Origin of the sequence: Curtobacterium sp. L6-1 (assembly GCF_018885305.1) — a bacterium.
GTDB classification, from domain to species: Bacteria; Actinomycetota; Actinomycetes; order Actinomycetales; family Microbacteriaceae; genus Curtobacterium; species Curtobacterium aetherium.
Window position 1 is genome coordinate 668,934 of sequence record NZ_CP076544.1, and the last position, 20,460, is coordinate 689,393.

The 20,460-nt window shown below is 74.4% G+C and carries 16 protein-coding genes; 9 read left to right on the forward strand and 7 right to left on the reverse strand.

Features of this window, described 5'->3' with window-relative positions; all coding sequences use genetic code 11:
• Positions 1–67: 67 nt before the first annotated feature.
• Positions 68–2,017 (reverse strand): glycoside hydrolase family 25 domain-containing protein, encoded by a 1,950-nt coding sequence (locus KM842_RS03155; protein WP_216260878.1) that lies wholly within the window; start codon positions 2,015–2,017, stop codon positions 68–70.
• Positions 2,018–2,095: 78 nt separating this feature from the next.
• Positions 2,096–3,397, reverse strand: a complete 1,302-nt coding sequence (locus KM842_RS03160) for an O-antigen ligase family protein (protein ID WP_216260879.1) — start codon at positions 3,395–3,397, stop codon at positions 2,096–2,098.
• 94 nt (positions 3,398–3,491) lie between these two features.
• On the opposite strand from KM842_RS03160, the gene KM842_RS03165 reads away from it, so the two are divergent.
• On the forward strand, positions 3,492–4,991 hold the full coding sequence (locus KM842_RS03165) for a hypothetical protein (RefSeq protein ID WP_216260881.1): 1,500 nt from the start codon (positions 3,492–3,494) through the stop codon (positions 4,989–4,991).
• Between the two features lie 10 nt (positions 4,992–5,001).
• Here KM842_RS03165 and KM842_RS03170 read toward each other — a convergent pair whose 3' ends face one another.
• Complete coding sequence (locus KM842_RS03170; protein ID WP_216260882.1) at positions 5,002–6,381, reverse strand: O-antigen ligase family protein; 1,380 nt, start codon at positions 6,379–6,381, stop codon at positions 5,002–5,004.
• Positions 6,382–6,404: 23 nt separating this feature from the next.
• Positions 6,405–8,504, reverse strand: a complete 2,100-nt coding sequence (locus tag KM842_RS03175; RefSeq protein ID WP_216260884.1) for an acyltransferase family protein — start codon at positions 8,502–8,504, stop codon at positions 6,405–6,407.
• An 86-nt stretch (positions 8,505–8,590) separates the two neighbouring features.
• Between KM842_RS03175 and manA the strand changes: the two genes are divergently transcribed.
• From manA to KM842_RS03200, 5 genes are all read left to right on the forward strand, one after another.
• Positions 8,591–9,814, forward strand: coding sequence for a mannose-6-phosphate isomerase, class I (gene manA / locus KM842_RS03180; RefSeq protein WP_216260885.1), 1,224 nt, complete (start codon positions 8,591–8,593; stop codon positions 9,812–9,814).
• A gap of 71 nt (positions 9,815–9,885) precedes the next feature.
• Complete coding sequence (gene galE, locus KM842_RS03185; RefSeq protein ID WP_216260888.1) at positions 9,886–10,848, forward strand: UDP-glucose 4-epimerase GalE; 963 nt, start codon at positions 9,886–9,888, stop codon at positions 10,846–10,848.
• Positions 10,849–11,040: 192 nt separating this feature from the next.
• Positions 11,041–11,400, forward strand: a complete 360-nt coding sequence (locus KM842_RS03190) for a WhiB family transcriptional regulator (protein ID WP_216260889.1) — start codon at positions 11,041–11,043, stop codon at positions 11,398–11,400.
• Between the two features lie 72 nt (positions 11,401–11,472).
• Entirely contained in the window at positions 11,473–14,319 is a 2,847-nt protein-coding gene (locus tag KM842_RS03195; protein WP_216260891.1) for a glycosyltransferase family 2 protein, read from the forward strand.
• A complete protein-coding gene (locus KM842_RS03200; protein WP_216260893.1) occupies positions 14,316–15,713 on the forward strand; it encodes a DUF5719 family protein in 1,398 nt (465 codons plus the stop codon). Before KM842_RS03195 ends, KM842_RS03200 begins: the two co-directional genes overlap by 4 nt.
• On the opposite strand, the gene KM842_RS03205 is transcribed toward KM842_RS03200, so the two are convergent.
• Together KM842_RS03205 and KM842_RS03210 are read right to left on the reverse strand one after the other, a co-directional pair.
• Positions 15,710–15,865 (reverse strand): hypothetical protein, encoded by a 156-nt coding sequence (locus KM842_RS03205; protein WP_216260894.1) that lies wholly within the window; start codon positions 15,863–15,865, stop codon positions 15,710–15,712. The genes KM842_RS03200 and KM842_RS03205 overlap by 4 nt on opposite strands.
• A gap of 16 nt (positions 15,866–15,881) precedes the next feature.
• Positions 15,882–16,322, reverse strand: a complete 441-nt coding sequence (locus KM842_RS03210) for a metallopeptidase family protein (protein ID WP_216260895.1) — start codon at positions 16,320–16,322, stop codon at positions 15,882–15,884.
• Positions 16,323–16,402: 80 nt separating this feature from the next.
• On the opposite strand from KM842_RS03210, the gene KM842_RS03215 reads away from it, so the two are divergent.
• Both KM842_RS03215 and ahcY read left to right on the forward strand, forming a co-directional pair.
• Complete coding sequence (locus KM842_RS03215; protein WP_216260896.1) at positions 16,403–16,630, forward strand: DUF3499 family protein; 228 nt, start codon at positions 16,403–16,405, stop codon at positions 16,628–16,630.
• A 131-nt stretch (positions 16,631–16,761) separates the two neighbouring features.
• Positions 16,762–18,240 carry an adenosylhomocysteinase gene (gene ahcY, locus KM842_RS03220; RefSeq protein ID WP_216260897.1) on the forward strand — a complete coding sequence of 493 codons (1,479 nt, stop codon included), beginning with the start codon at positions 16,762–16,764 and terminating at the stop codon, positions 18,238–18,240.
• Between the two features lie 63 nt (positions 18,241–18,303).
• On the opposite strand, the gene KM842_RS03225 is transcribed toward ahcY, so the two are convergent.
• Positions 18,304–19,173: an RDD family protein gene (locus tag KM842_RS03225; protein ID WP_216260898.1), complete on the reverse strand. Its 870-nt coding sequence runs from the start codon at positions 19,171–19,173 to the stop codon at positions 18,304–18,306.
• A gap of 108 nt (positions 19,174–19,281) precedes the next feature.
• On the opposite strand from KM842_RS03225, the gene KM842_RS03230 reads away from it, so the two are divergent.
• Positions 19,282–20,277 carry a stage II sporulation protein M gene (locus KM842_RS03230; protein WP_216260899.1) on the forward strand — a complete coding sequence of 332 codons (996 nt, stop codon included), beginning with the start codon at positions 19,282–19,284 and terminating at the stop codon, positions 20,275–20,277.
• Positions 20,278–20,460 lie beyond the last annotated feature (183 nt).

Sequence of the window (20,460 nt, forward strand, 5' to 3'; positions counted from 1 at the left end):
CCTGCACCGTCGGAACGGCGCAGCTGCCGCGCCGCCGAGCCGGGTCGTCTCCCGCACCGTCGGGCTGCTAGACGCAGCTGACGATCCGGTCGAAGCCCCCGGCCACGTACTGCACCATCTCGGTCCGACCGGCGCTGGTGAACGCACCCGTCGAGCAGGCCGCCTGCGCGGCCGACAGCGTCGTCGGACCGACGGCCTTCCACGTGGGCAGGCGGACGAGCTGACTGCTCGTCGGGACCGTGCCGAAGAGCTGCTTCCACTCGCCGGGCGACGAGTAGAGGCCGACGCTCCCGCCGGTGCTCCGGAACAGGTCGGTCATGCCCTCGAGCGTGGCCCGGTTGAGGTTCTGGTCGGTCTGCCACGATCCGTCGGTCTCGGCGTCGAGCCACCAGCGGTACGCGGCCCCGGCCGGTACGCCGCGGTCGTGCACGTCGTCGTGCGCCCGGTTCCAGCCGTAGACGTAGGAGCACGCGAGCGAGGTGAGCCCGGCCGTGCCACCACCGCAGATGCCGTACCGCGCCGGGACCGCGACGGGCTCGCCGTCGGGGTCGACGTTCGCGGTCGGCCAGGTCGTGCGCGGGAGCGACGGATCGTCCTTGAAGGCCTTGCCCGGGTTCGCGGTGTTCACGTAGAGCTGCGTGCGTGGCTGGGTGGTGCCGCCACGCGACCCCGCGGCCCAGACGAGCTGCTGCGCCAGGCACGGGTTCGTCCCGCTGGCGAGACCGTCGTTCACCCCGACGACGCCGAACGCCTGGTCGGAGGGCCACTTCGCAGTCGGCGTCGTGCACTGCGGCCAGGAGATGTCGGCCCCGATGCCGGAGCCGGAGCGTCCGTCGAGGAAGTACCCGGTGACGTCCACGGTCAGCTTGGCGCTGCCGGAGTCCACCTTCGCCAGCACCCGCCGGTCGAGGGTCGAACCGACGGCCCGGACCGTCGTCGCGGTCGCCAGCGGCTGGCCCCTGCGGTAGACGAGCGACGCGGACGTCGGCTTCCCGCCGGCCGGAGCCAGGCGGAGCGAGGCGTTCGTCGTGGTCGCGGACAGGGCGGCCGTGGCGACGACCGCGGCGGCCGTGCCGGGCACCCCGCTGATGCCGGTCACACGGACCGCGCGCGGCGTGCTCGAGACGGTGGTGGTCGTCACGCGGCTCGGCGTGACCGGGACGAAGACCGAGCCGGTCGTCGACCGGGAGTAGTACCCCGAGACGTCGACCGACACGGTCGCACGACCCTTCGAGACCGAGACCTGCGCGGCTCCGCCGGACAGCCCGACCACGGCGGCGCCGGCGATCGGGGTGCCCTTGCGGAACGACTGCGTGGCGACGGATGCGTCCTTCCCGGCGGGCGTGATGCGGACCGCGGCGTCGGCGGTGGCGGCGGTGACGCCGAGGGTGGCGACCACGGCCGTCGCGTCGGCGGGGACCCCGGCGCGGCCGGCGATCGGCACGCGGACGGCCTTCCCGCCGACGCCGGTGGCCGTCGTGACCCGGGTGGTGTCGAGCGGCGTGAAGGTCGAACCGGCACCGGTGGCGTAGTAGCCGGAGACGACGAGCGCGGTCTTCGCGGAGCCGGCCGAGGTGGACACCTGCACCCCGCCCCGTGCGAGCGCGACCGTGGTCAGGCCGGTGACGGCCTGGCGGGCGCGGAACTGCTGCGTGGTGACGGTGGGGTCGGATCCGGCCGGCGTGACGCGGACGGATCCGGAGGCGGTGGGGGCGCTGACCTCGACGCTCAGCACCACCGCGGTGGCGTCCGCCGGGACGCCGGACCGACCGGCGACCCGGACGACCTTCCGCTCGGTGCCGACGGTGCCGGAGAACACGCGCGTCGGCGTGGTGGACCAGTAACGGCCGGTCGTCGGCGCGGTGACGGTGCCGGACGGCTGCACCGCGGCGGACGGGGACTGTGCCGCGGCCGTGCCGGTGGCGGCCTGGGCGGCTCCCGGTCCGACGGCGACCATCCCGGCCGCGACGAGCACGGCTCCCGTGGTGAGGGTGAGCAGGTGGTGCAGGCGTGACATCGCGGTCCTCCCGGTTCCGGTGCTCCACCCGACGACGACGGCGGGGGTGACCCGTGGTGCTCCTGGCCGGGGACCAGCCTAGAGGCGGGGCAGCCGTCTCCGCCAGGACCGCCGACGAGCCGACACCACGAGCACCGTGACGAAAACCATGAGGCCGGCGCCGTGCAGCAGGTAGCTCTCGGCGGCGCTCGTCACCCCGAGCAGGACGAGGACGGCGGCGGGCCAGACGTACGCCACCCCGGGGAACGTCGTCGCGGTGACCCACGACCGGGCGAAGGCGAGCAGTGCGGCGCCGACGAGCAGCAGCATGCCGGCGAGTCCGACCTGCAGCCAGGCGTCGACCACGGCGTCGAGCCCGGAGGTGAACCGCGCGCCCGACGGGTCGACGAACGTGACGTACGGCACGACCGGCTCGCTGGGCCATGTCCCGACCCAGCCCCAGCCCTGGATCGGGTACTGCTCGATGAAGACGCGGATCTGCGACCAGAGCCCGAGCCGGGTCGAGGTCCCGCCCGCCGCGCCGATCTCCGGCAGGACGCGGTCGCGGGCGAGCACGAGGAAGACCCCCATCGCCACGACGAACGTCGCGAGGACGGTGTTGACGACGGGGCGGGTGCCCGGACGGGCGTGCCGGAGGGACCAGAGGGCCAGGGCGGTCACGGCGAGGGCGATCATCGCCAGGCCGGTGATCGGCGACTGCACGAGCATGAGGGTGACGACCGCGATCGACGTCGACGCGATGGCCCGCCACCGGGACACGGAGCGGGTGAGGAACTCCACCACGAAGGTGACCAGGGCCATGGCGGCGATGAACCCCATCACGTTCCGGGTGCCGCCGACGCCCTGGATCGGACCGCCGTACGCGATGTCGCCGCGGATGCCGAACGCCGGGATCGGCAGGTCGAGCACGAGCCCGGCCAAGACCTCGAGGCCGAGCGCGACGACGAGCAGGATGCGGAAGGCGTCGCCGCACGCGCGGATGACCTGCACGAGGTCGCGTCCGAGCGCCAGGTAGAGCCCGAGCCCGACGAAGCAGACCGTCTCGGCGAACCCGCGGAGCGCCACCCACGAGTACTGGCTCCACAGGACGCTGAGCGCGCAGTACCCGACGAACGCCAGGAGCGACAGCGGCAGCACCCCGTGCCACTCGATCCGGTAGCGCTGCCCGAGCAGGCTCAGACCGGCCAGGACGACGAGCGTGACGAGGACGGCCCAGGTACCGGCCGTCCCGACGAGCACGCGCACCGTGGGCTCGCCGAACGCGAAGAGCACGACGGCCGTGGCGAGCGCCTGGCTGAACCGTCCGCCGGCCGAGAACCCGATCCACGCGGACAGGTACCGGCGCGCGAGCACCAGTCGCGTCGTCCAGGCGTCCGTCATCCGTCCATCTTCGCGCACGCGGGCCGGGTGCGACGCCGACGTCGCGGAGCGGCGACATCGCGGATCGTCACTGCGGCAGTACCGTCGGTGTCCGATGACACCTCCAGGGGCGCGCTGGCGCAGCACACTCGCCGCCGTCGCGGTCGGGCTGCTCGCCGCGTGGACCGCGTGGTGGCGCCTGGGACCCGTCGCCCGGGGCACCGTGTGGGCCGAGGACGGCGGCCTGTTCCACCGCGAGCACCTGGCGCTCGGCTCCCTCGGCAGCCTGTTCCACCCGTACGCCGGGTACCTGCACCTCGGACCACGGCTGGTCGTCGACGGCGCCTTCCTGCTGCCGGTCGAGTGGTACGCGCTGGCCGTCTCCGCGACGTGCTGCCTGCTCGTCGGCGGGGTGAGCGCTGCCGTGTTCGTCCTGGCCCGCGACGTCGTGCCCGCGTGGCCGCTCCGGCTCGTCCTGGCGGCGGTGCCGGTCCTGCTGCCGACCGCACCGTGGGAGGTCACGGGGAACGCCGCCAACCTGCACACCTTCGGGCTGTTCCTCGCGCCCTGGCTGTTCGCCCACCGGGCGCGGACCCTGCCGGGTGCCCTGGTCCTCGCGCTCGTCACCGTGCTCGTGGTCGGCACCGAGGCGCAGGCCGTCCTCTTCCTCCCGCTCCTGCTGCTGTCGTGGACGGGGCGCCCGGCCGACCCCGCGCGCACGGTCGCCGCGGCGCACCCGGCCGCCACGGGCCTCCTGGCCGGGCGGCGGCGCTCGCCGCGGCTGCTCGCGCTCCCGGTCACGGTGGCCGCGCTGGTGACCGGCGCCGCGCAGGTGGTGACGGCGCTCACGACCGAGCGCGAGTCCGTGCCGGGCGACCCGACGGCGCGGGACGTCGTCGCGGGGTTCCTCGCGCAAACCGTCGGCGGGCTCTGGCGGGCCGACGTCGCGGCCGTCGGTCGTGCCGTCGCCGCGCACGGCTGGGTGGTGGTCGCGGTCCCGGCGGTCGTGCTCGGCGTGCTCCTGGCGCTGTCGGTCGCGGTCGCCCTCCGCGGCGGACGACGCCGCACGGCGGTGCTGGTCGCCGCACCGGCGGTGTCGTCCGGCGTCGTCTGGACCGCCGCGCTCGTCGCGAACGCCTCGGCGAACGGACGCTGGTCGCGGTCCGCACCGGCGTCGCTCCTCGACGGCACGCCCTCCCGCTACGCCGCCGCCGCGGGGCTGCTCCTCACCGCGGCGCTCGTGGTCGCCGCGGCCGTGCTGGTCGACGCACCCGCCCGCGCCGCCGGCGTCCGTCGCGCGTCCCTGCCGGGTCGAGCCGCTGCGGACGCACGGACGCGCGCGTCGACCGGTCCGGCGAAGGTCGGCCGGGGCCGGACGGGAGGCGCGTCCCGGCTCGTCCTCGCGGCCGCCGGTTGGTGCCTGGTCGCGCTCCTCGTCGCCTCGTGGGTGACGAACCTGCCGGGGGCCTCACAGCGGGACTCCGGTCCGACCTGGCAGCCGCAGTTCGCCGACGCGCTCGCGACGTGCCGCGCCGACCCGGACGCCGTCCTGCGGATCCGGGCGCAACCGTGGAGCAGCCGGGTGCCGTGCCCGCTGGTGCTGCGCGACCGCTGACCGGGTCCGCTCAGGGCGTGTCGGCCCAGCGGAACCGGCGCGTGGCCAGCGGCGTGCGCGGGCCGTCGCCGACCGACACGGGCTCCTCGGTGACCAGGACGATCCGCGACTTGATCGCCACGAGGGCGAACAGGACCCAGTTGCCCTGGTAGAGCAGCCGCGACTCGGCGATCGACTGCACCAGCAGGGCCACGACGAGCAGCAGCGGGAAGAGGGTCACCGGGTCGAACGGCCGCGGGGTCAGGTCGCGGTCGAAGCCCGGTCGGGTCGCACCGGCCCACGAACGACCGAGCGTGGTGAGCACGTACGCCGCGAACAGCACGAGCCCGACGACGCCGGTCTGCATCCAGACGTCGAGGGCGGCGTCGTGCGCCTGCAGGTACTGCACGCCGTTGCGCGGGGCGAGCTCGGCCAGCAGCGGGATGTTCGGCCACCAGTAGCCGATCCAGCCCCATCCGACGACGGGGTGCTGCTCGACGAGGCCCCACACGTGCGCCCAGATCGTGCCCCGCCCGGTCAGGTCCGACGACCGGCCGAGGACCCCGACCAGGACGTCGCGGCCGAGCACGACGGCGACGACCACCACGGCGACCGCCCCGGCGAGCAGGGCGTACCGGCCGCCGCGCTGCCCGCTCGGCACCCGCCGCATCCACAGCGCGACGCCGAGGACGACCGCGACCACGAGCGCGGCGACGACGACGGTGGACGACCGCGTCAGCGCGAGCACCACGACCGCGACGACGAGCCAGCCGACCGCACGGACACGGCGCATCCGTCCCTCGGCGAGCTGCACCGCGACGGCGATCGCGGCGAGCAGCGCGACCATCGCGAGCAGGTTCGCGTTGCCGGGCAGGCCCTGGATGCGGCCGCCGGTGAAGAGCTCGGCGCGCGAGAAGTAGAAGGCGTCCGGGATGTCCCGGTCGCCGTAGTGCGTCCAGATCGGTGCGATCGGGTGTCGGACGACGACCGCGACGACGGCCTCGAAGAGCAGGGACAGCCCGAGCACCCAGCGGAACGCCACGCTCACGGCGTCGAGGATCCGCCGCCACGTCAGCGTCGACGCGATGGCGAACGCGACGAGCGCGCAGAGGACCTGGGCGACGAGGGACGCCAGGGTCGCCGGCCGCCAGTGCGACCACAGCACGGTGACCAGGCACCAGGCCAGGAAGAACCAGAGCGCCCGTGGTGTCCGGGTGAACGGCGGTCGGGCACGGACGACGACGCTGAGGCCCCAGGCGCCCTCGAGCGCCCAGACGGCGGCGGCGCCGTACCAGGTGACGGTGTTCGGGACGGCGTCACCGGCGAACAGCGTCAGCAGGACCGTGACGGCGAGGGCGAAGGCCTCCCGCTCGGGGACGGTGCCGCGCGCGAGGGGCCAGGTGTTCGTCACGGGGGACAGGCTAGCGCGCACGGTCACCGGTCGAGCGAGGCCAGGGCAGACCGGAGCTCCGACCCGAGGTACGGCGCCAGGGTCGTCGCGAAGGTGGCCGTCAGGTGCGTGGGGTCGCGGTGGCTCAGGACGCCGCCGATCACCGCGGGGCAGACGGTCGCGGTGCAGGTCCACCCGGTCAGGTCGACGTACCGTGCGCGGTCGCCGACCTGCCGGACCGCCTCGGCGTTGCCGTCGAACGCGGCCAGTGCCTGGTCGCGCGGCAGGTCGCACGCGCCGGTCGTCGGCCCCTGCATCTGCGCCAGGCAGGCGACGACGTCGTCGCGGGCGACCGGGTTGTCGCGGACGGCGATCACCGGCACGCCCGCGTCCGTCGCCGAGCGCCACGCGCCGACGAGGCCCTGCACGACGGTCTCCTCGTCCGTGCTGCCCGCCGGGACGACCACCGGGCTCTTCGTCGTCGCGTGCGTCACCACGACCGCGTCCAGGTCGTCGGCGTGGTCGGACACCCACGTCCGCGCGGCCTGCTTCCAGCCCTGGCAGCTGTCGGTGTACGCCTGCGACGGCGCCTCCTGCACCGCGGTCGTGAAGTAGCAGCCGATGTGACCCGCGACGTCGATGCGCCAGTGCTCGCGCTCGGCGATCACCCGGTACGCCGACAGCAGCGCGTTGCTGTGCGAGTCGCCGACCGCCAGCAGGTGCTTCCGGTACCCGGTCGTCGGCCCGAGCGAGCAGACGTTGAAGTCGGCGGTGCGGTTCGACCAGCAGGCCGGGCGGTTCACGTCGTCACCCGCGACGGCGGCCGGGGCGGGCACCCGCACGTCGGCCAGCTGCGGGTTCACGCACGGGTCGTCGGAGCCGATCCGCGCGGCCGCGCCGAAGCAGTCGACGTCACCGGCGGCGAGCCGCTCCGTCAACGCCGCCGCCTGCACCTGCTGCACCCGGAGCGCCGTGAGCGTGCCGGCGCCGAGGGCCACGACGGCGATCGTCGCGACGAGACCGAGCAGCGCGACGCGGCGGGGACGCAGCCGTGCCGTCCACGCCGCCGAGCGCACCGGCTCCTCGACGAACCGCGTCGTGACCGCGGCGAGCACGACCGAGCCGACGAGCACCGCGACCTTGCTCGTCGTCCCCAGCGGGTGGCCGAGCACGACGGGCAGGAGCACGACGGCCGGCCAGTGCCAGAGGTACAGCGCGTACGAGGTCCGCCCGAGGAACGCCACCGGCTGCCGGCGGCCGAGCGCCGCCAGCCCGCTCCGCGCGCCGGCCGTGACGACGAGCGCGGCGGACAGCACCGGCAGGAGCGCGGCGGTGCCCGGGAACGGCGTCGCCGGGGTGATCACGAGGACGGCGGCGAGCAGGCCGACGACACCGAGCCACGTGCCTCCCGTCCGGACCAGCCGGGCGCGGACGGTGTCCCGCTCGACGAGCGGCACCGTCGCGACGAGCCCGCCGAGCGCGAACTCCCACGCACGCGTCGCCGTGGAGAAGTAGGCGATGCCCGGGGCGGTGCGGGTCTCGACGACGCACCACACCAGCGACGCGACCACCACGGCGCCCAGGAGCACGCGGGCGGTGCGGACCGGGTCGGCCCACCGGGTGCGGCGGAGGGCCGTCCCGAGCAGCAGGAGGAGCACCGGCAGGCCGATGTAGAACTGCTCCTCGACGGACAGCGACCAGAAGTGCTGGAACGGCGAGGGACGGTTGTCGCTCGCCAGGTAGTCGACCGAGTCGGACGCCAGTTGCCAGTTCTGCAGGGAGACGGCCGAAGCGATCAGCTCACGGCCGTACTGGCCCCACCGCGAGCTCGGCACGACGACGAGCACCGCGATGCCCGTCGCCGTCAGCGTGGTGAATGCCCCGGGCAGGAGCCGCTTCACCCGACGTGTCCAGAAGCCCGCCAGGCCGATCCGTCCGGTGCGCAGCTGCTCGCGGAGCAGGTGCCCGGTGATGAGGTAGCCCGAGATCACGAAGAACACGTCGACGCCCACGAAGCCGCCGGGCAGGCGGTTCGGCCACAGGTGGTAGACCACCACGGCGAGGACCGCGAAGGCCCGGAGTGCCTGGACGTCCCAGCGGGTCGCGTCGGTGGGACCGGGGCGGTCGCGGGACGGTACGGACATCGCGGAGAGTCTATGTATCGCGGATCGTGCACGTCGGGCGGCACACCACGTCCGGTCCGCCCCGGCGCGCCGGATACGCTCGTGTCATGTTCCTCGGCATCACGAACACCCCGCGCGACTACGCCTGGGGGTCCGTCTCCGCGATCCCCGAACTGCTCGGACGCACCGTCACCGGCGTCCCGCAGGCCGAACTCTGGCTCGGCGCGCACGCCGGCAGCCCGAGCGTCGTCGTCAACCCGGCGATGGTCGGCGGCGCCGACACGCTCCTCGACTGGATCGACGCCGAGCCGCAGACCGCCCTCGGTGCCGAGCGCACCGGCCTGCCGTTCCTGCTCAAGGTGCTCGCCGCCGCCGCACCGCTGTCCCTGCAGGCACACCCCACGCCCGAGCAGGCGCGCGAGGGCTTCGACCGCGAGGAGGCCGCCGGCGTCCCGCTCGACGACCCGGCCCGCAACTACAAGGACCCATTCCCGAAGCCCGAGCTCGTCGTCGCGCTGAGCGAACGGTTCGAGGCGCTGAGCGGCTTCCGCCCGGTGTCCGAGGCGCTCGCCGAGGTCGAGGCGCTCGACGCCGGCTCCGGCCGGCTCGGCCCGCTGGTCGTGCACCTGCAGCACGGGCTCGAGGACACCGTCCGCTGGCTCGAGGAGACCGACGACTCGGCACGCGCGGTGATCGGCGCGGTCGGGCACCTGGCCACCGAAGCCGTCGCCGCCGCCGGGCCGGACGCCGTCGTGTCGCCGAACACCGCGACCGCCGCCGACCTCGCCCGCGCCTACCCGGAGGACCCGGGCGTCGTGGTGTCGCTCCTCATGCACCGGGTGACGCTCGCCCGCGGCGAGGCGATGTACCTGCCCGCGGGCAACATCCACGCGTACCTCGACGGCCTGGGCATCGAGCTGATGGCGCCGTCCGACAACGTGCTCCGCGGCGGACTCACCCCGAAGCACGTCGACGTCCCGGAGCTGCTGCGCGTCCTCGACTTCACCGCGCACCCGGCACCGCTGCTGGAGCCGGAGCACCTGGCGCCGGCGGTCGACCGCTTCGCCCCCGAGGGCGTCGGCTTCGCGCTCGTCCGGGTGACGAGCGACGGCCGTCCCGTCGGGCTCGGCACGGGCGGGACCGCACCGCTCGACGGCCCGTCGATCGCGATCTGCACCGAGGGGGCCGTTACGCTCGTCGGCGCCCACTCGGCCACGCTGCTCCGCCAGGGGGAGTCCTGCTACGTGACGCCAGACGAGGGCGACGTCACCGTCGAGGCCGACGCGGGCAGCGGCGCCACCGCCACGGTCTTCATCGCGACCGGCGCGTAGTCGGGCACCTCGGCGGGCGCCCGCCAGCGGACGGGCCCGGCTGCGCCCGGCCCGTCCGCTAGCGTGGCGGCATGAGTTGGTTGGTCACCGGCGGTGCCGGGTACATCGGGTCCCACGTCGTCCGAGCGCTGGGTTCGGCGGGCATCGACACGGTCGCGTTCGACGACCTCTCGAGCGGGTTCCGGGCCTTCGTGCCCCGGGACGTCCCCTTCGTCGAGGGCACCATCCTCGACGGCGCCCTGCTCGAGCGCACCCTGCGTGAGCACGACGTGACCGGGGTCGTGCACGTCGCCGGCTTCAAGTACGCGGGCGTCTCGGTCGAGCGACCGCTGCACACCTACGAGCAGAACGTCACCGGCATGGCGACCCTGCTGCGCGCGATGGCCGCGGTGGACGTCGACAAGGTCGTGTTCTCGTCGAGCGCGGCCGTCTACGGCACGCCGGACGTCGACGTCGTGGTCGAGGAGACGCCGAAGGCCCCCGAGTCCCCGTACGGCGAGTCGAAGCTCATCGGCGAGTGGCTGCTGCGCGACATGGAGGTCGCGCGGGGCTTCACCACGACGTCGCTGCGCTACTTCAACGTGGTCGGGTCGGGGGAGCCGGACCTGTACGACGCCAGCCCGCACAACCTCTTCCCGCTCGTCTTCGACGCCCTGCTCGCCGGTCGCACGCCCCGGATCAACGGCGACGACTACGCCACCCCGGACGGCACGTGCGTCCGCGACTACGTCCACGTCGCCGACCTGGCGCACTCGCACGCCGTCGCCGCCCGGAAGCTCGAGGCCGGTGAGCCGCTCGAGCGCGCCTACAACCTCGGCAGCGGGGACGGCGTCAGCGTCCGCCAGATCATGGACGCGATGGCCCGGGGGACCGGCATCGACTTCCGTCCCGAGGTCGCGCCGCGTCGCGCCGGCGACCCGGCACGCATCGTCGCCACCGGCGAGGCGGCCGGGCGGGACCTGGAGTGGGCGATGCGGCACACGCTCGACGAGATGGTGACGAGCGCCTGGGAGGCCCGGCGCCGGGCCGCGTAGCCCGCTGCGGTCCGCCTCGGCGCGCCCCGGGCTCGTCCCGGGGCGCGCTCGTGTCCCCCGAACGCCCCGCAGACGGCCTGCGACACGCCCGAACGGGGGACATGCCACGGCGGAACGCGGAGGGGCTTCTATGATCCGCGACTTGACTCTCGGGAATCACACCGCTGTAATTACACCGACGGCACCGTCGTCATGCTCCCGCAACCGAGACGTCAAGGGGTGATCAGGGTGAGTGCATCCGACTTCGAAGCCGGAGTGCCGAACGACTGGCACGTCGACCCCGTCGCGCTCGGTGTGCCGGGTGTCCGCCGGCCGTCCGACGCCGACGAGGAGAACCCGCTCTCGTGGCAGGTCGACTCGCTGTGCGCGCAGACCGACCCCGAGGCCTTCTTCCCCGAGAAGGGCGGCTCGACGCGCGAGGCCAAGAAGATCTGCACCTCGTGCGAGGTCCGCACCCAGTGCCTCGAGTACGCCCTCGAGAACGACGAACGCTTCGGCATCTGGGGCGGGCTGTCCGAGCGCGAGCGCCGGAAGCTGCGCAAGCGCGCCTAGCGTCCACAGGTTCACGCCGCGCCGCCGTACGCGGCCGGCACCGTGCCTCCCGGCCCGTAGAGTGGCGCCGTCATGCAGCCCAGTGCCTCTCCACGCCGCGTCACAGCGATCCTCATCGCTGCCGACGGGGCGGACCACCTCGACCGCACCCTGAACGCCCTCGCTGCGCAGACCCGTCCGCCCGAGGCGCTCGTGGTCGTCGACGTCGGCTCGACCGACGGGTCGACCTCGGAGCTGTCGTTCGGCGGCAGCGCCCAGCTCTCGCGCATCCCCGCCGGCCGCCCGTTCGGTGCGGCCGCGCGGCACGGTGAGCAGGTCGCTCCCCGTGCCGAGGAGGGCGTCGACGAGTGGCTCTGGCTCGTCGGGCACGACAACAGCCCGACACCCGGCTCCCTCGCCGCCCTGCTCGCCGCCGTCGAGATCGCCCCCTCGGTCGCGATCGCCGGCCCGAAGCTCGTGAACGTCGAGGACCCCGCCCGGATCGCGGCCTTCGGCGAGAGCATGACCCGCCTCGGACGCTCCGTGACGCTCGTGCAGGACGAGCTCGACCAGGGGCAGCACGACCGGCACACCGACGTCCTCGGCGTCTCCGCCGGCGGGATGCTCGTCCGCCGCTCCGTCTGGAACAGCCTCGGCGGCTTCGACCCCGCGCTGCCGGACGTCGACGCCGCACTCGACTTCTCCGTCCGCGCCCGACTCGCCGGCCACCGCGTCGCCGTCGTCCCGGAGGCCCGGGCCACCAGCGCCGGGCCGATCGAGGAGTTCGGGCGTGCGAAGGTCTCCGAGCGTCGCCGCGTCCGGATGCACCGGCAGGCGCAGCTGCACCGCCGCCTGACCTACGCGCCGGCCGGAGCGCTCTGGATCCACTGGCTCACGCTCGTCCCCTTCGCGATCGGACGTGCCCTCGGGCACCTCGTCGCGAAGCACCCGGCCGCCGTCGGCGGGGAGCTCGCCGCCGCCTTCGCCGTCGCGTTCGGCGGCGGGGTCGGTCGGGCCCGACGCACCCTGCAGGCGAACCGGAAGACCGGATGGGCGGCGATCGAACCACTGCGCGTCAGCTGGCGGCGGGTGCACGAACACCGCACCACCTCGCGCGACGTCGAACTCGCACGGGTCGAGGACGCCCCGATCGCCCGGGCGTCGTTCCTCGGCGACGGCGGCGTCTGGGTCGTCCTGGCCGCGGTCGTGCTCAGCATCGTGACGCTGTTCCCGCTGCTCGGCTCCCCGGCGCTCACCGGCGGGGGACTCCTGCCGCTGAGCACCTCCGTCGGGGACCTCTGGCGGAACGTCGGCTCCGGCTGGCACGCGCTCGGCACGGGCTTCGCCGGTCCGTCCGACCCGTTCGCCGCCGTCGTCGCGGTCCTCGGGACGATCACGTTCTGGTCGCCGTCCACCTCGGTCGTCCTCGTCGTGCTGCTGTCGTTCCCGCTCGCCGCCCTCGGCGCGTGGGCCGCGGTGCGCAAGGTCACGACGCGGACCTGGGTGCCGGTCATCGGCGCGGTCCTCTACACGCTCGCCCCCGCACTCGTCGGCGCCGTCACCACCGGACACCTCGGCGCGGTCATCGCACACGTGCTCCTGCCCTGGCTGTTCCTGACGCTCGTCGAGGCGCACCGGTCCTGGGCCTCGTCCTCGGGCGCCGCGCTGCTCTTCGCCGTCGTCGCCGCGTCCGCCCCGTCGCTCCTGCCGATCCTGCTGGTCGGCTGGCTCCTCTCGCTCGCGGTCGGCTGGCGGCACGCGCACCGCCGGGTCTTCGTGCCGATCCCGGCCGCCGTCCTCTTCGTCCCGCTCGTGCTCACGCAGATCGCCCGCGGCAACCCACTCGCCGTCTTCGCCGACCCGGGCGTCCCGTCCGCGACCCCGGCGCCGAGCGCCCTGCAGCTCGCGATCGGGCAGCCGCTGCCGGACTGGAACGGGTGGCTGTCGGCGACGGCGCCGCTCGGACTCGTCGAGGCGGCCCTGCCGATCGCGATGGCGGTCCTGGCCCTCCCGCTCCTGGCGAGCGCCCTCGGTGCCGTGCTCGGCCACCGCTGGTCCGTCGCCGGCACCGCGCTCCTCGCCGCCCTGCTCGGCTACGCGACCGCCTTCGGCGCCACGCACCTCGCGGTCAGCGGCGTCGGGTCGACCACCACCATCGTCTGGCCGGGCAGCGCGCTGTCCGTCACGGCACTGGGTCTCGTCGTCGCCGCGTCCATCGGCGTCGACACCGTCCCGCGGGCAGCCCCGGTCGTCGGTCTCGTCGCGTGCGTGTTCGCCGCCGTCGCGGTCGCCCCCGCCTTCGCCGCGTTCCACCTCGACCGGGCATCGATCCAGCCCACCTCGGGCCGGGTGCTGAGCGCGTACGTGAACGCCGAGGCGCAGGCCAACCCGGACGTCGGCACCCTCGTCGTCCAGCCGCAGTCCGACGGGTCCCTCGCCGTCGCGCTCGAGCGGGGGCAGGGGTCCACGCTCGACGACCAGTCGACGCTCGACGCCACCGCGCTGTCGCTCAGCCGGTCCGGCTCGCAGCTGGCGACGCTCGCCGGCAACCTCGCGAGCCGCAGCGGCTACGACCCGGAACCCGCCCTCCGCGAGCTCGGCATCAGCTTCGTGCTCCTCGACGACGCGCCGGACGACCCCGAGGCCCGGACCGTGCACGACCGCGCCGCCGGGGCGATCGGGCAGAACGCGCTCTTCACGAGCATCGGCGAGACCACGAACGGCGCCCTGTTCCACTACGAGGGGAAGGTGGACCGCACGAGCACCGGCTCGGCCGCAGTGCAGGCCGCCCACGTGCTGCACCTCGTGGTGATCGGCGTGGTCTTCGGAGCCGCCGCCCTGCTCGCCGTGCCGACCGCACCGCGTCGCCGCCGCGCGACGTCGAACGTCATCGAGGCCGACGAACCCGCCACCACCTTCGACGAGGAGCGCGACGAATGAGCACGAGCACCGCGCGCCGCTGGGCGCTCCGCGGCACCGCGACCGCCGTCGCCGTCGTCGTGGCGGCCGGCACCATCGCCGCCGCGCACACGATCGGCACCACCGTGGACCCCGGTCACCCGGCCGGGCGCACCGTCACGCCGGTGCCGGCCGCGGCCGAGCGGGTCTGCGCGGGCAGCGCGCTCCGCCTGTCCGACGACGCGGGCAACGACGCCACCCGCGCCACCGCCGTCGGCTCGCCGGAGATCGCGAGCGCGACGACCGGCGACCGGGTCGAGCGGTCCGAGCTGCAGGGATCGACGACCGGCAGCAGCGCGCCGACGCTGCTGACCGCTCCCGCTGGCGACTCCGCCCCGCAGGTCGCGGGCAGCACGGTCCAGAACGTCTCCGAGGGCGACGTCGTCGGTGTCGGCGCCGCGTCCTGCGACGACCCCACCCAGTCCACGTGGCTGGTCGGCGGGTCGACCGAGACCGGCCGTACGAGCCTCGTCACCCTCGCGAACCCGACCGACGTCAACGCCACCGTCGACCTGGCGATCGCCGATGCGAACGGCACCGTCAGCGCCCCGGGAACGAGCGGCATCGTCGTCGCCCCGAACTCGCAGAAGGTCGTCCCGCTGTCCGGCTTCGTCACCGACCAGGGTGCGACCGTCGTGCACGTCACCTCCACCGGCGGGCAGATCGTGGCGCACATGCAGGAGACCGTCGTCCGGACGCTGACGCCCGGCGGGTTCGACATCGTCTCCGGCGGCGCAGCGCCGTCGCGGACGCAGGTCATCCCGGGCGTCGTGCTCGACGACGCCGAGGGCGCCCAGCGCGGCGAGGACACCGCCGACGCCGGCCCCGTGCTCCGGCTGTACGTGCCCGGCGAGACGGCCGCCCGCGTCACGCTCGGCATCACCACGGCCGACGGCGGCGGCACCACGGTCGAGGCGACCGCGGAGCCCGGGCTCGTCACCGACGTCCCGCTCGACGACTTCCCGGACGGCCGGTACTCCTTCACGATCAGCTCCTCGGTGCCGATCGTCGCGGGGGCCCGCACCACGACCCCGACCGACGACGGACGCACCGACCTCGGCTGGTTCGCCTCGGCCGAGCCGCTCGGACGCTCGACGGTCACCGCCGTGGCAGCGGGCGCCGGTGCCCGCCTCAACCTCGTCAACCCGACGCGGGAGGACGCCACCGTCACCATCGCGTCCGGCGACGACACCCGCGAGGTCGACGTCACCTCCGGTTCGACCGCCACCGTGACCGTGCCGAGCGCGCAGCAGCTGACGATCACCGGTGCCCAGGGACTGGTCGCCGGGGTCACCTACCAGGGCGCCGACGGCATCGCCGGATTCCCGGTGCGGCCGGCCACCGAGGTGTCCAGCCCGGTGCGCGTCTACCCCTAGGGCTGGACCGGGCCGTCGGGCTGGATCGGACCGTCGGGCCGGGTCCAGCCGTAGGGCTGGATCGGGCCGGGCTGCCGCGTCCACGTCGCCGAGGTGCGTGTCGCCGCGATCGCCGCGGCGACGGTGCCCGTGCCGGTCACGTGCGCCGTCACGGCCGGGAGGCGCGGCTCACCAGTGCCGGTAGCGGTCCGGTGCCAGGTCCCACGGGTCCTTGTCGATGAGCTCGGCGACGGCTCGGAACACCGCGGTCTCGACGACGATCCGCCGGTCCACGTCGTCCTTCTCGGGACTGTGCGTCACGCGCTCCACGGGGATGCGGAACACCGTGACCCGGCGGCCGTCGCGGTCCACCCGCCAGCGCGGCAGGGCGTCCGGCAGTGCCGCGTCGTGCGGCATGTCCGCGACCTGGAACACGACGCCCGCGAGCTCCTCCGGCCAGAGCCCGACGAGGTAGTGCGCGGTGTCGCCGACGATGCGGTCGAAGGCCTCGGCACGGGTGATGACGGGGGCGAGCTCCGGCCCGGTGATGCTCGAGCGGTGGCCCCGGCCGTGCCTCGCGCGTCCGCGGGCGCGGTCGACACGGGGGACGGGCGGGGGCTTGCGACGCATCCGGCCATCGTACGCGGCGGGACCGTCGGGGCGGGCGCGGGACGGGCCTCCCGGCCGGGCCCGGTAGGGTCGCAGGCGGTATGGACGTGCGGATCTGCAGCAAGGTCGCCTGCGGGGCGGGCGCCTCGGCGACCCTGACGTACGACTACGCCGACTCGATGGTGGTCGTCGGACCGCTCTCCACGCGGGTCGAACCGCACGGCTACGACCTGTGCGCCCGGCACGCGGCGGTCCTGCGTGTCCCGCAGGGGTGGCGGATCGTCCGGCGCGACCCACCACCGCGCACGCCGGACCGCTCGGCGTCCTGATCGGCCGCACCGCGCCCGGACCGGCCGCACCGCGGACCGGCCGCACCGCGTCCGGACCGGCCGCACCGACACTGTGGCGCTCCGGTGTCACCGACCGGGCCGTGTCCGGCAGCGCGTGGGACACTGAGCCCATGCCGATCGAAACCCGCGCAGCCGTCCCGTTCCGCGTCGCCGACCTCTCCCTCGCCGAGGCCGGGCGCCACCAGATCCGCCTCGCCGAGAACGAGATGCCCGGACTGATGGCCCTGCGCGAGGAGTTCGGTCCCACGCAGCCCCTCGCCGGAGCCCGCATCGCCGGGTCCCTGCACATGACGGTCCAGACGGCCGTCCTCATCGAGACCCTCGTCGCGCTCGGCGCACAGGTCCGCTGGGCCAGCTGCAACATCTTCTCGACCCAGGACGAAGCCGCCGCGGCGATCGCCGTCGGCCCCACCGGAACCCCGGACGCCCCCGCCGGCGTCCCCGTGTTCGCGTGGAAGGGCGAGACGCTCGAGGAGTACTGGTGGTGCACCAGCCAGGTCTTCGACTGGAGCGTCGAGGCCGCGGCGGCCGGCGCCGACTGGACCGGCCCGAACCTGATCCTCGACGACGGGGGCGACGCCACCATGCTCGTGCACACCGGTGCCGACGCCGAGGCCGCCGGGTCCGTCCCGGAGGCCGCCGCGGACGCCAGCGCCGAGTGGCGGATCGTGCTCGCGACCGTCGCCGCCTCGCTCGAGGAGTCCACCGACCGCTGGACCCGCATCGCCGCGGACGTCGAGGGCGTCACCGAGGAGACCACCACCGGCGTGCACCGCCTCTACGAGCTGTCGCGGAACGGCGAGCTCCGGTTCCCCGCGATCAACGTGAACGACTCCGTGACGAAGTCGAAGTTCGACAACAAGTACGGCATCCGCCACTCGCTGCCCGACGGCCTGAACCGCGCGACCGACGTCCTGATCGGCGGCAAGGTCGCGTTCGTCGTCGGGTACGGGGACGTCGGCAAGGGCGCGGCCGAGGCGCTCCGCGGCCAGGGTGCCCGGGTCATCGTCAGCGAGGTCGACCCGATCTGCGCGCTGCAGGCCGCGATGGACGGCTACCAGGTCGCCCGGCTGCAGGACGTCGCGGGCGAGGTCGACATCGTCGTCACCTGCACCGGCAACCTCGGGGTCGTCGGCGTCGAGGACATGCTCGCCCTGAAGCACCTCGCCATCGTGGCGAACGTCGGGCACTTCGACAACGAGATCGACATGACCGGGCTCGAGTCGCTGGCCGGTGCCGAGAAGGTCGAGATCAAGCCGCAGGTGCACGAGTGGCGCCTGCCGAACGGCCGGTCGATCCTGGTGCTCAGCGAGGGCCGGCTGATGAACCTCGGCAACGCGACCGGGCACCCGTCCTTCGTGATGAGCAACTCGTTCACGAACCAGGTCCTCGCCCAGATCGAGCTGCACACCCGGCGCGAGGAGTACCCGACGGGCGTGTACGTGCTGCCGAAGCACCTGGACGAGAAGGTCGCCCGGCTGCACCTCGAGGCCCTGGGCGTCCGGCTGACCGAGCTCCGGCCGGAGCAGGCGGCGTACATCGGCGTCGCGGTCGAAGGCCCCTACAAGCCGGAGCACTACCGCTACTGAGCGTCCGACGGACGCCGACCGCCGTTGGGACACCCCCGACCGGCGGTCGGCGACGTCCCGCCGTCAGCGCGGGAAGCCGGGCGGCCGTGCGCCGGCCACCGCTGTGGCCGCGTCGAGCGTGCGCGCCCGGGAGCCGAACGCCCGCCGGTCCCGCTGCCGCCGCAGTGCGACGACCCCGGCCAGGAACTCCTCCGGGGGCACCGGCGGCACCGGGTGGGCGTACTCGGCGACCTCGTCGGCCAAGCGTCGCGCGGTGTCGTCGCGGAGCGCCGGCCGCACGCTCGCTGCCCCGCGGAAGAACGCGGCGAGCCGGTTCTCCAGGCGCTGGGGGAGCGCGGACACGTCGGCGAGGCCGGACCATCCGATGAGGGACACGGGCAGGACGACGACCGGGTCGGTGGCACGCGGCAGCCGCTCGTGCTGCACGACGGTGCCGGCGAGCAGGTCGCCGAGACGCCGGGGACGGGCGCCGAACAGGGCGACCACAAGCGCGAGCGACCCGACGGTCAGCCACAGCTCGAGCAGGCCGACGAGGGCACGGGTAAAGGCGTGCCGGAAGGAGATCGCCCCGCCGTCGAGCCGCACGACGCGGGTGCCGAGGGCGTACCGGCCGACGCTCCTGCCGCGCGTGGCGGTCTCGACCGCGGCCGGGACGAGCACGAAGACCACCACGACCACGACGATCTGCAGCGCCGCCGCCCAGGCGTCGTCCGTGCCCACGGGCCAGACGCGGGAAATGCCGATGAGCAGCATCACCAGGAGCACACCGAGGCACAGCGCGTCAAGGACGGCGGCCGCCAGGCGGAGCACGATCCCCGCGGGCACGACGTCGAGCGCGACCGCCTCGCCGACCACGAGCGCGTCGTCGGTCTCGTCGAGTGCGCGGACGAACCGTCGGTCCGCCAGGTCCCGGGGCGTGCTGCGCTTCGGCATGGGATCATTCTGGCGGACGCGCGTCGCATCCGGGCCGACCGGAGCACGGGACCGGTCGACCGGTGGCCCGGACGTGCTCCGCTCGGAGGGTGACGAGGGGGAGGACCGATGGACCTGGACGCCTACGCGGACACGCACCGGGAGCGGTGGACGGAGCTCGACCGGCTTGCACGACGGCGCCCGCGGTCGGGCGCGGACGTCGACCGGCTCGTCGCCGAGTACCAGGCCGCCGCCACCGAACTCGCACGGATCCGCCAGGTCGCGCCGCGCTCCGCGACGGGGGACCGGCTCTCGCTGACCCTGCACCGTGCGCGCCTCCGCTTCACCGGCACGCCGACGGACCCGCTGACCATGCTCACGCGGTTCTTCGCGCTGCAGCTGCCGGCAGCCCTGTACCGGATCCGCTGGGTGACGATCTGGGTCGCCGTCGCCACCGCGGTCGTCGCGGCCATCACCGCCGTCTGGATCGCCTCGACGCCGGGTGCGGTCGGGACCTTCGGCTCCGACGAGGCGCTCCGGCAGTACGCCACCCAGGACTTCGTCGACTACTACTCCGACCACGGCCTCGGGGCGTTCACCGCGCAGGTGTGGACCAACAACGCCTACATCGCCGCGAGCATGGTGGCCTTCGGGATCACCGGGCTCTTCGTGCCGTACGCGATCGTGCAGAACGCCGTGAGCCTCGGTGTCTCGGCGTCGATCATGCACTCGCAGGGTCGACTCGGCGACTTCTTCCTGTACATCGCACCGCACGGGCAGCTCGAGTTGTACTCGATCTTCCTCGCGGGCGGTGCGGGGCTCCTGATCGCCTGGTCGTGGATCGCCCCCGGACAGCGGACGCGCGCGCAGGCCCTGGCCGAGGACGGCCGAGCGCTCATCACCGTCGCGATCGGCCTCGTGCTCACGCTGCTGCTGTCCGGCATCGTCGAGGGCACCGTCACCCGGCAGGACTGGCCGTGGCCGGTCAAGATCGGCATCGGCACGGTCGCGCTCGTCGCGGTGCTGACGTACCAGTGGGTGCTCGGTGGTCGGGCGTACCGGGCCGGCGAACGCGGTGACGTCGACGAGTTCGACCGCGGCGCCACGTCGATCGTCGCCGGCTGACGCACCGGCACGACGGCTCAGCTCCGTCGTCGGGCACACCGTCTCCCGGGCTGGCCCCGCCTGCCCGATCGGCCCCGTCGGCCGGTCAGCGCCGTCGGGTCCGTGCCGCCGGGTCGGTGCCGTCGGGTCGGCGCCGTCGGGTTCGGCCCCACTGCCGCTCCCCACTGCCGTGCCCGACTGCCG

Coding starts and splice junctions, on each gene's coding strand:
- KM842_RS03155 (WP_216260878.1), bottom strand. CDS start 2,017: ATGTCACGCCTGCACCACCTGCTCACCCTCACCACGGGAGCCGTGCTC.
- KM842_RS03175 (WP_216260884.1), bottom strand. CDS start 8,504: ATGTCCGTACCGTCCCGCGACCGCCCCGGTCCCACCGACGCGACCCGC.
- KM842_RS03230 (WP_216260899.1), top strand. CDS start 19,282: ATGGACCTGGACGCCTACGCGGACACGCACCGGGAGCGGTGGACGGAG.
- KM842_RS03225 (WP_216260898.1), bottom strand. CDS start 19,173: ATGCCGAAGCGCAGCACGCCCCGGGACCTGGCGGACCGACGGTTCGTC.
- ahcY (WP_216260897.1), top strand. CDS start 16,762: ATGCCGATCGAAACCCGCGCAGCCGTCCCGTTCCGCGTCGCCGACCTC.
- KM842_RS03195 (WP_216260891.1), top strand. CDS start 11,473: ATGCAGCCCAGTGCCTCTCCACGCCGCGTCACAGCGATCCTCATCGCT.
- KM842_RS03160 (WP_216260879.1), bottom strand. CDS start 3,397: ATGACGGACGCCTGGACGACGCGACTGGTGCTCGCGCGCCGGTACCTG.
- KM842_RS03210 (WP_216260895.1), bottom strand. CDS start 16,322: ATGCGTCGCAAGCCCCCGCCCGTCCCCCGTGTCGACCGCGCCCGCGGA.
- galE (WP_216260888.1), top strand. CDS start 9,886: ATGAGTTGGTTGGTCACCGGCGGTGCCGGGTACATCGGGTCCCACGTC.
- KM842_RS03165 (WP_216260881.1), top strand. CDS start 3,492: ATGACACCTCCAGGGGCGCGCTGGCGCAGCACACTCGCCGCCGTCGCG.
- KM842_RS03190 (WP_216260889.1), top strand. CDS start 11,041: ATGCTCCCGCAACCGAGACGTCAAGGGGTGATCAGGGTGAGTGCATCC.
- KM842_RS03215 (WP_216260896.1), top strand. CDS start 16,403: ATGGACGTGCGGATCTGCAGCAAGGTCGCCTGCGGGGCGGGCGCCTCG.
- manA (WP_216260885.1), top strand. CDS start 8,591: ATGTTCCTCGGCATCACGAACACCCCGCGCGACTACGCCTGGGGGTCC.
- KM842_RS03200 (WP_216260893.1), top strand. CDS start 14,316: ATGAGCACGAGCACCGCGCGCCGCTGGGCGCTCCGCGGCACCGCGACC.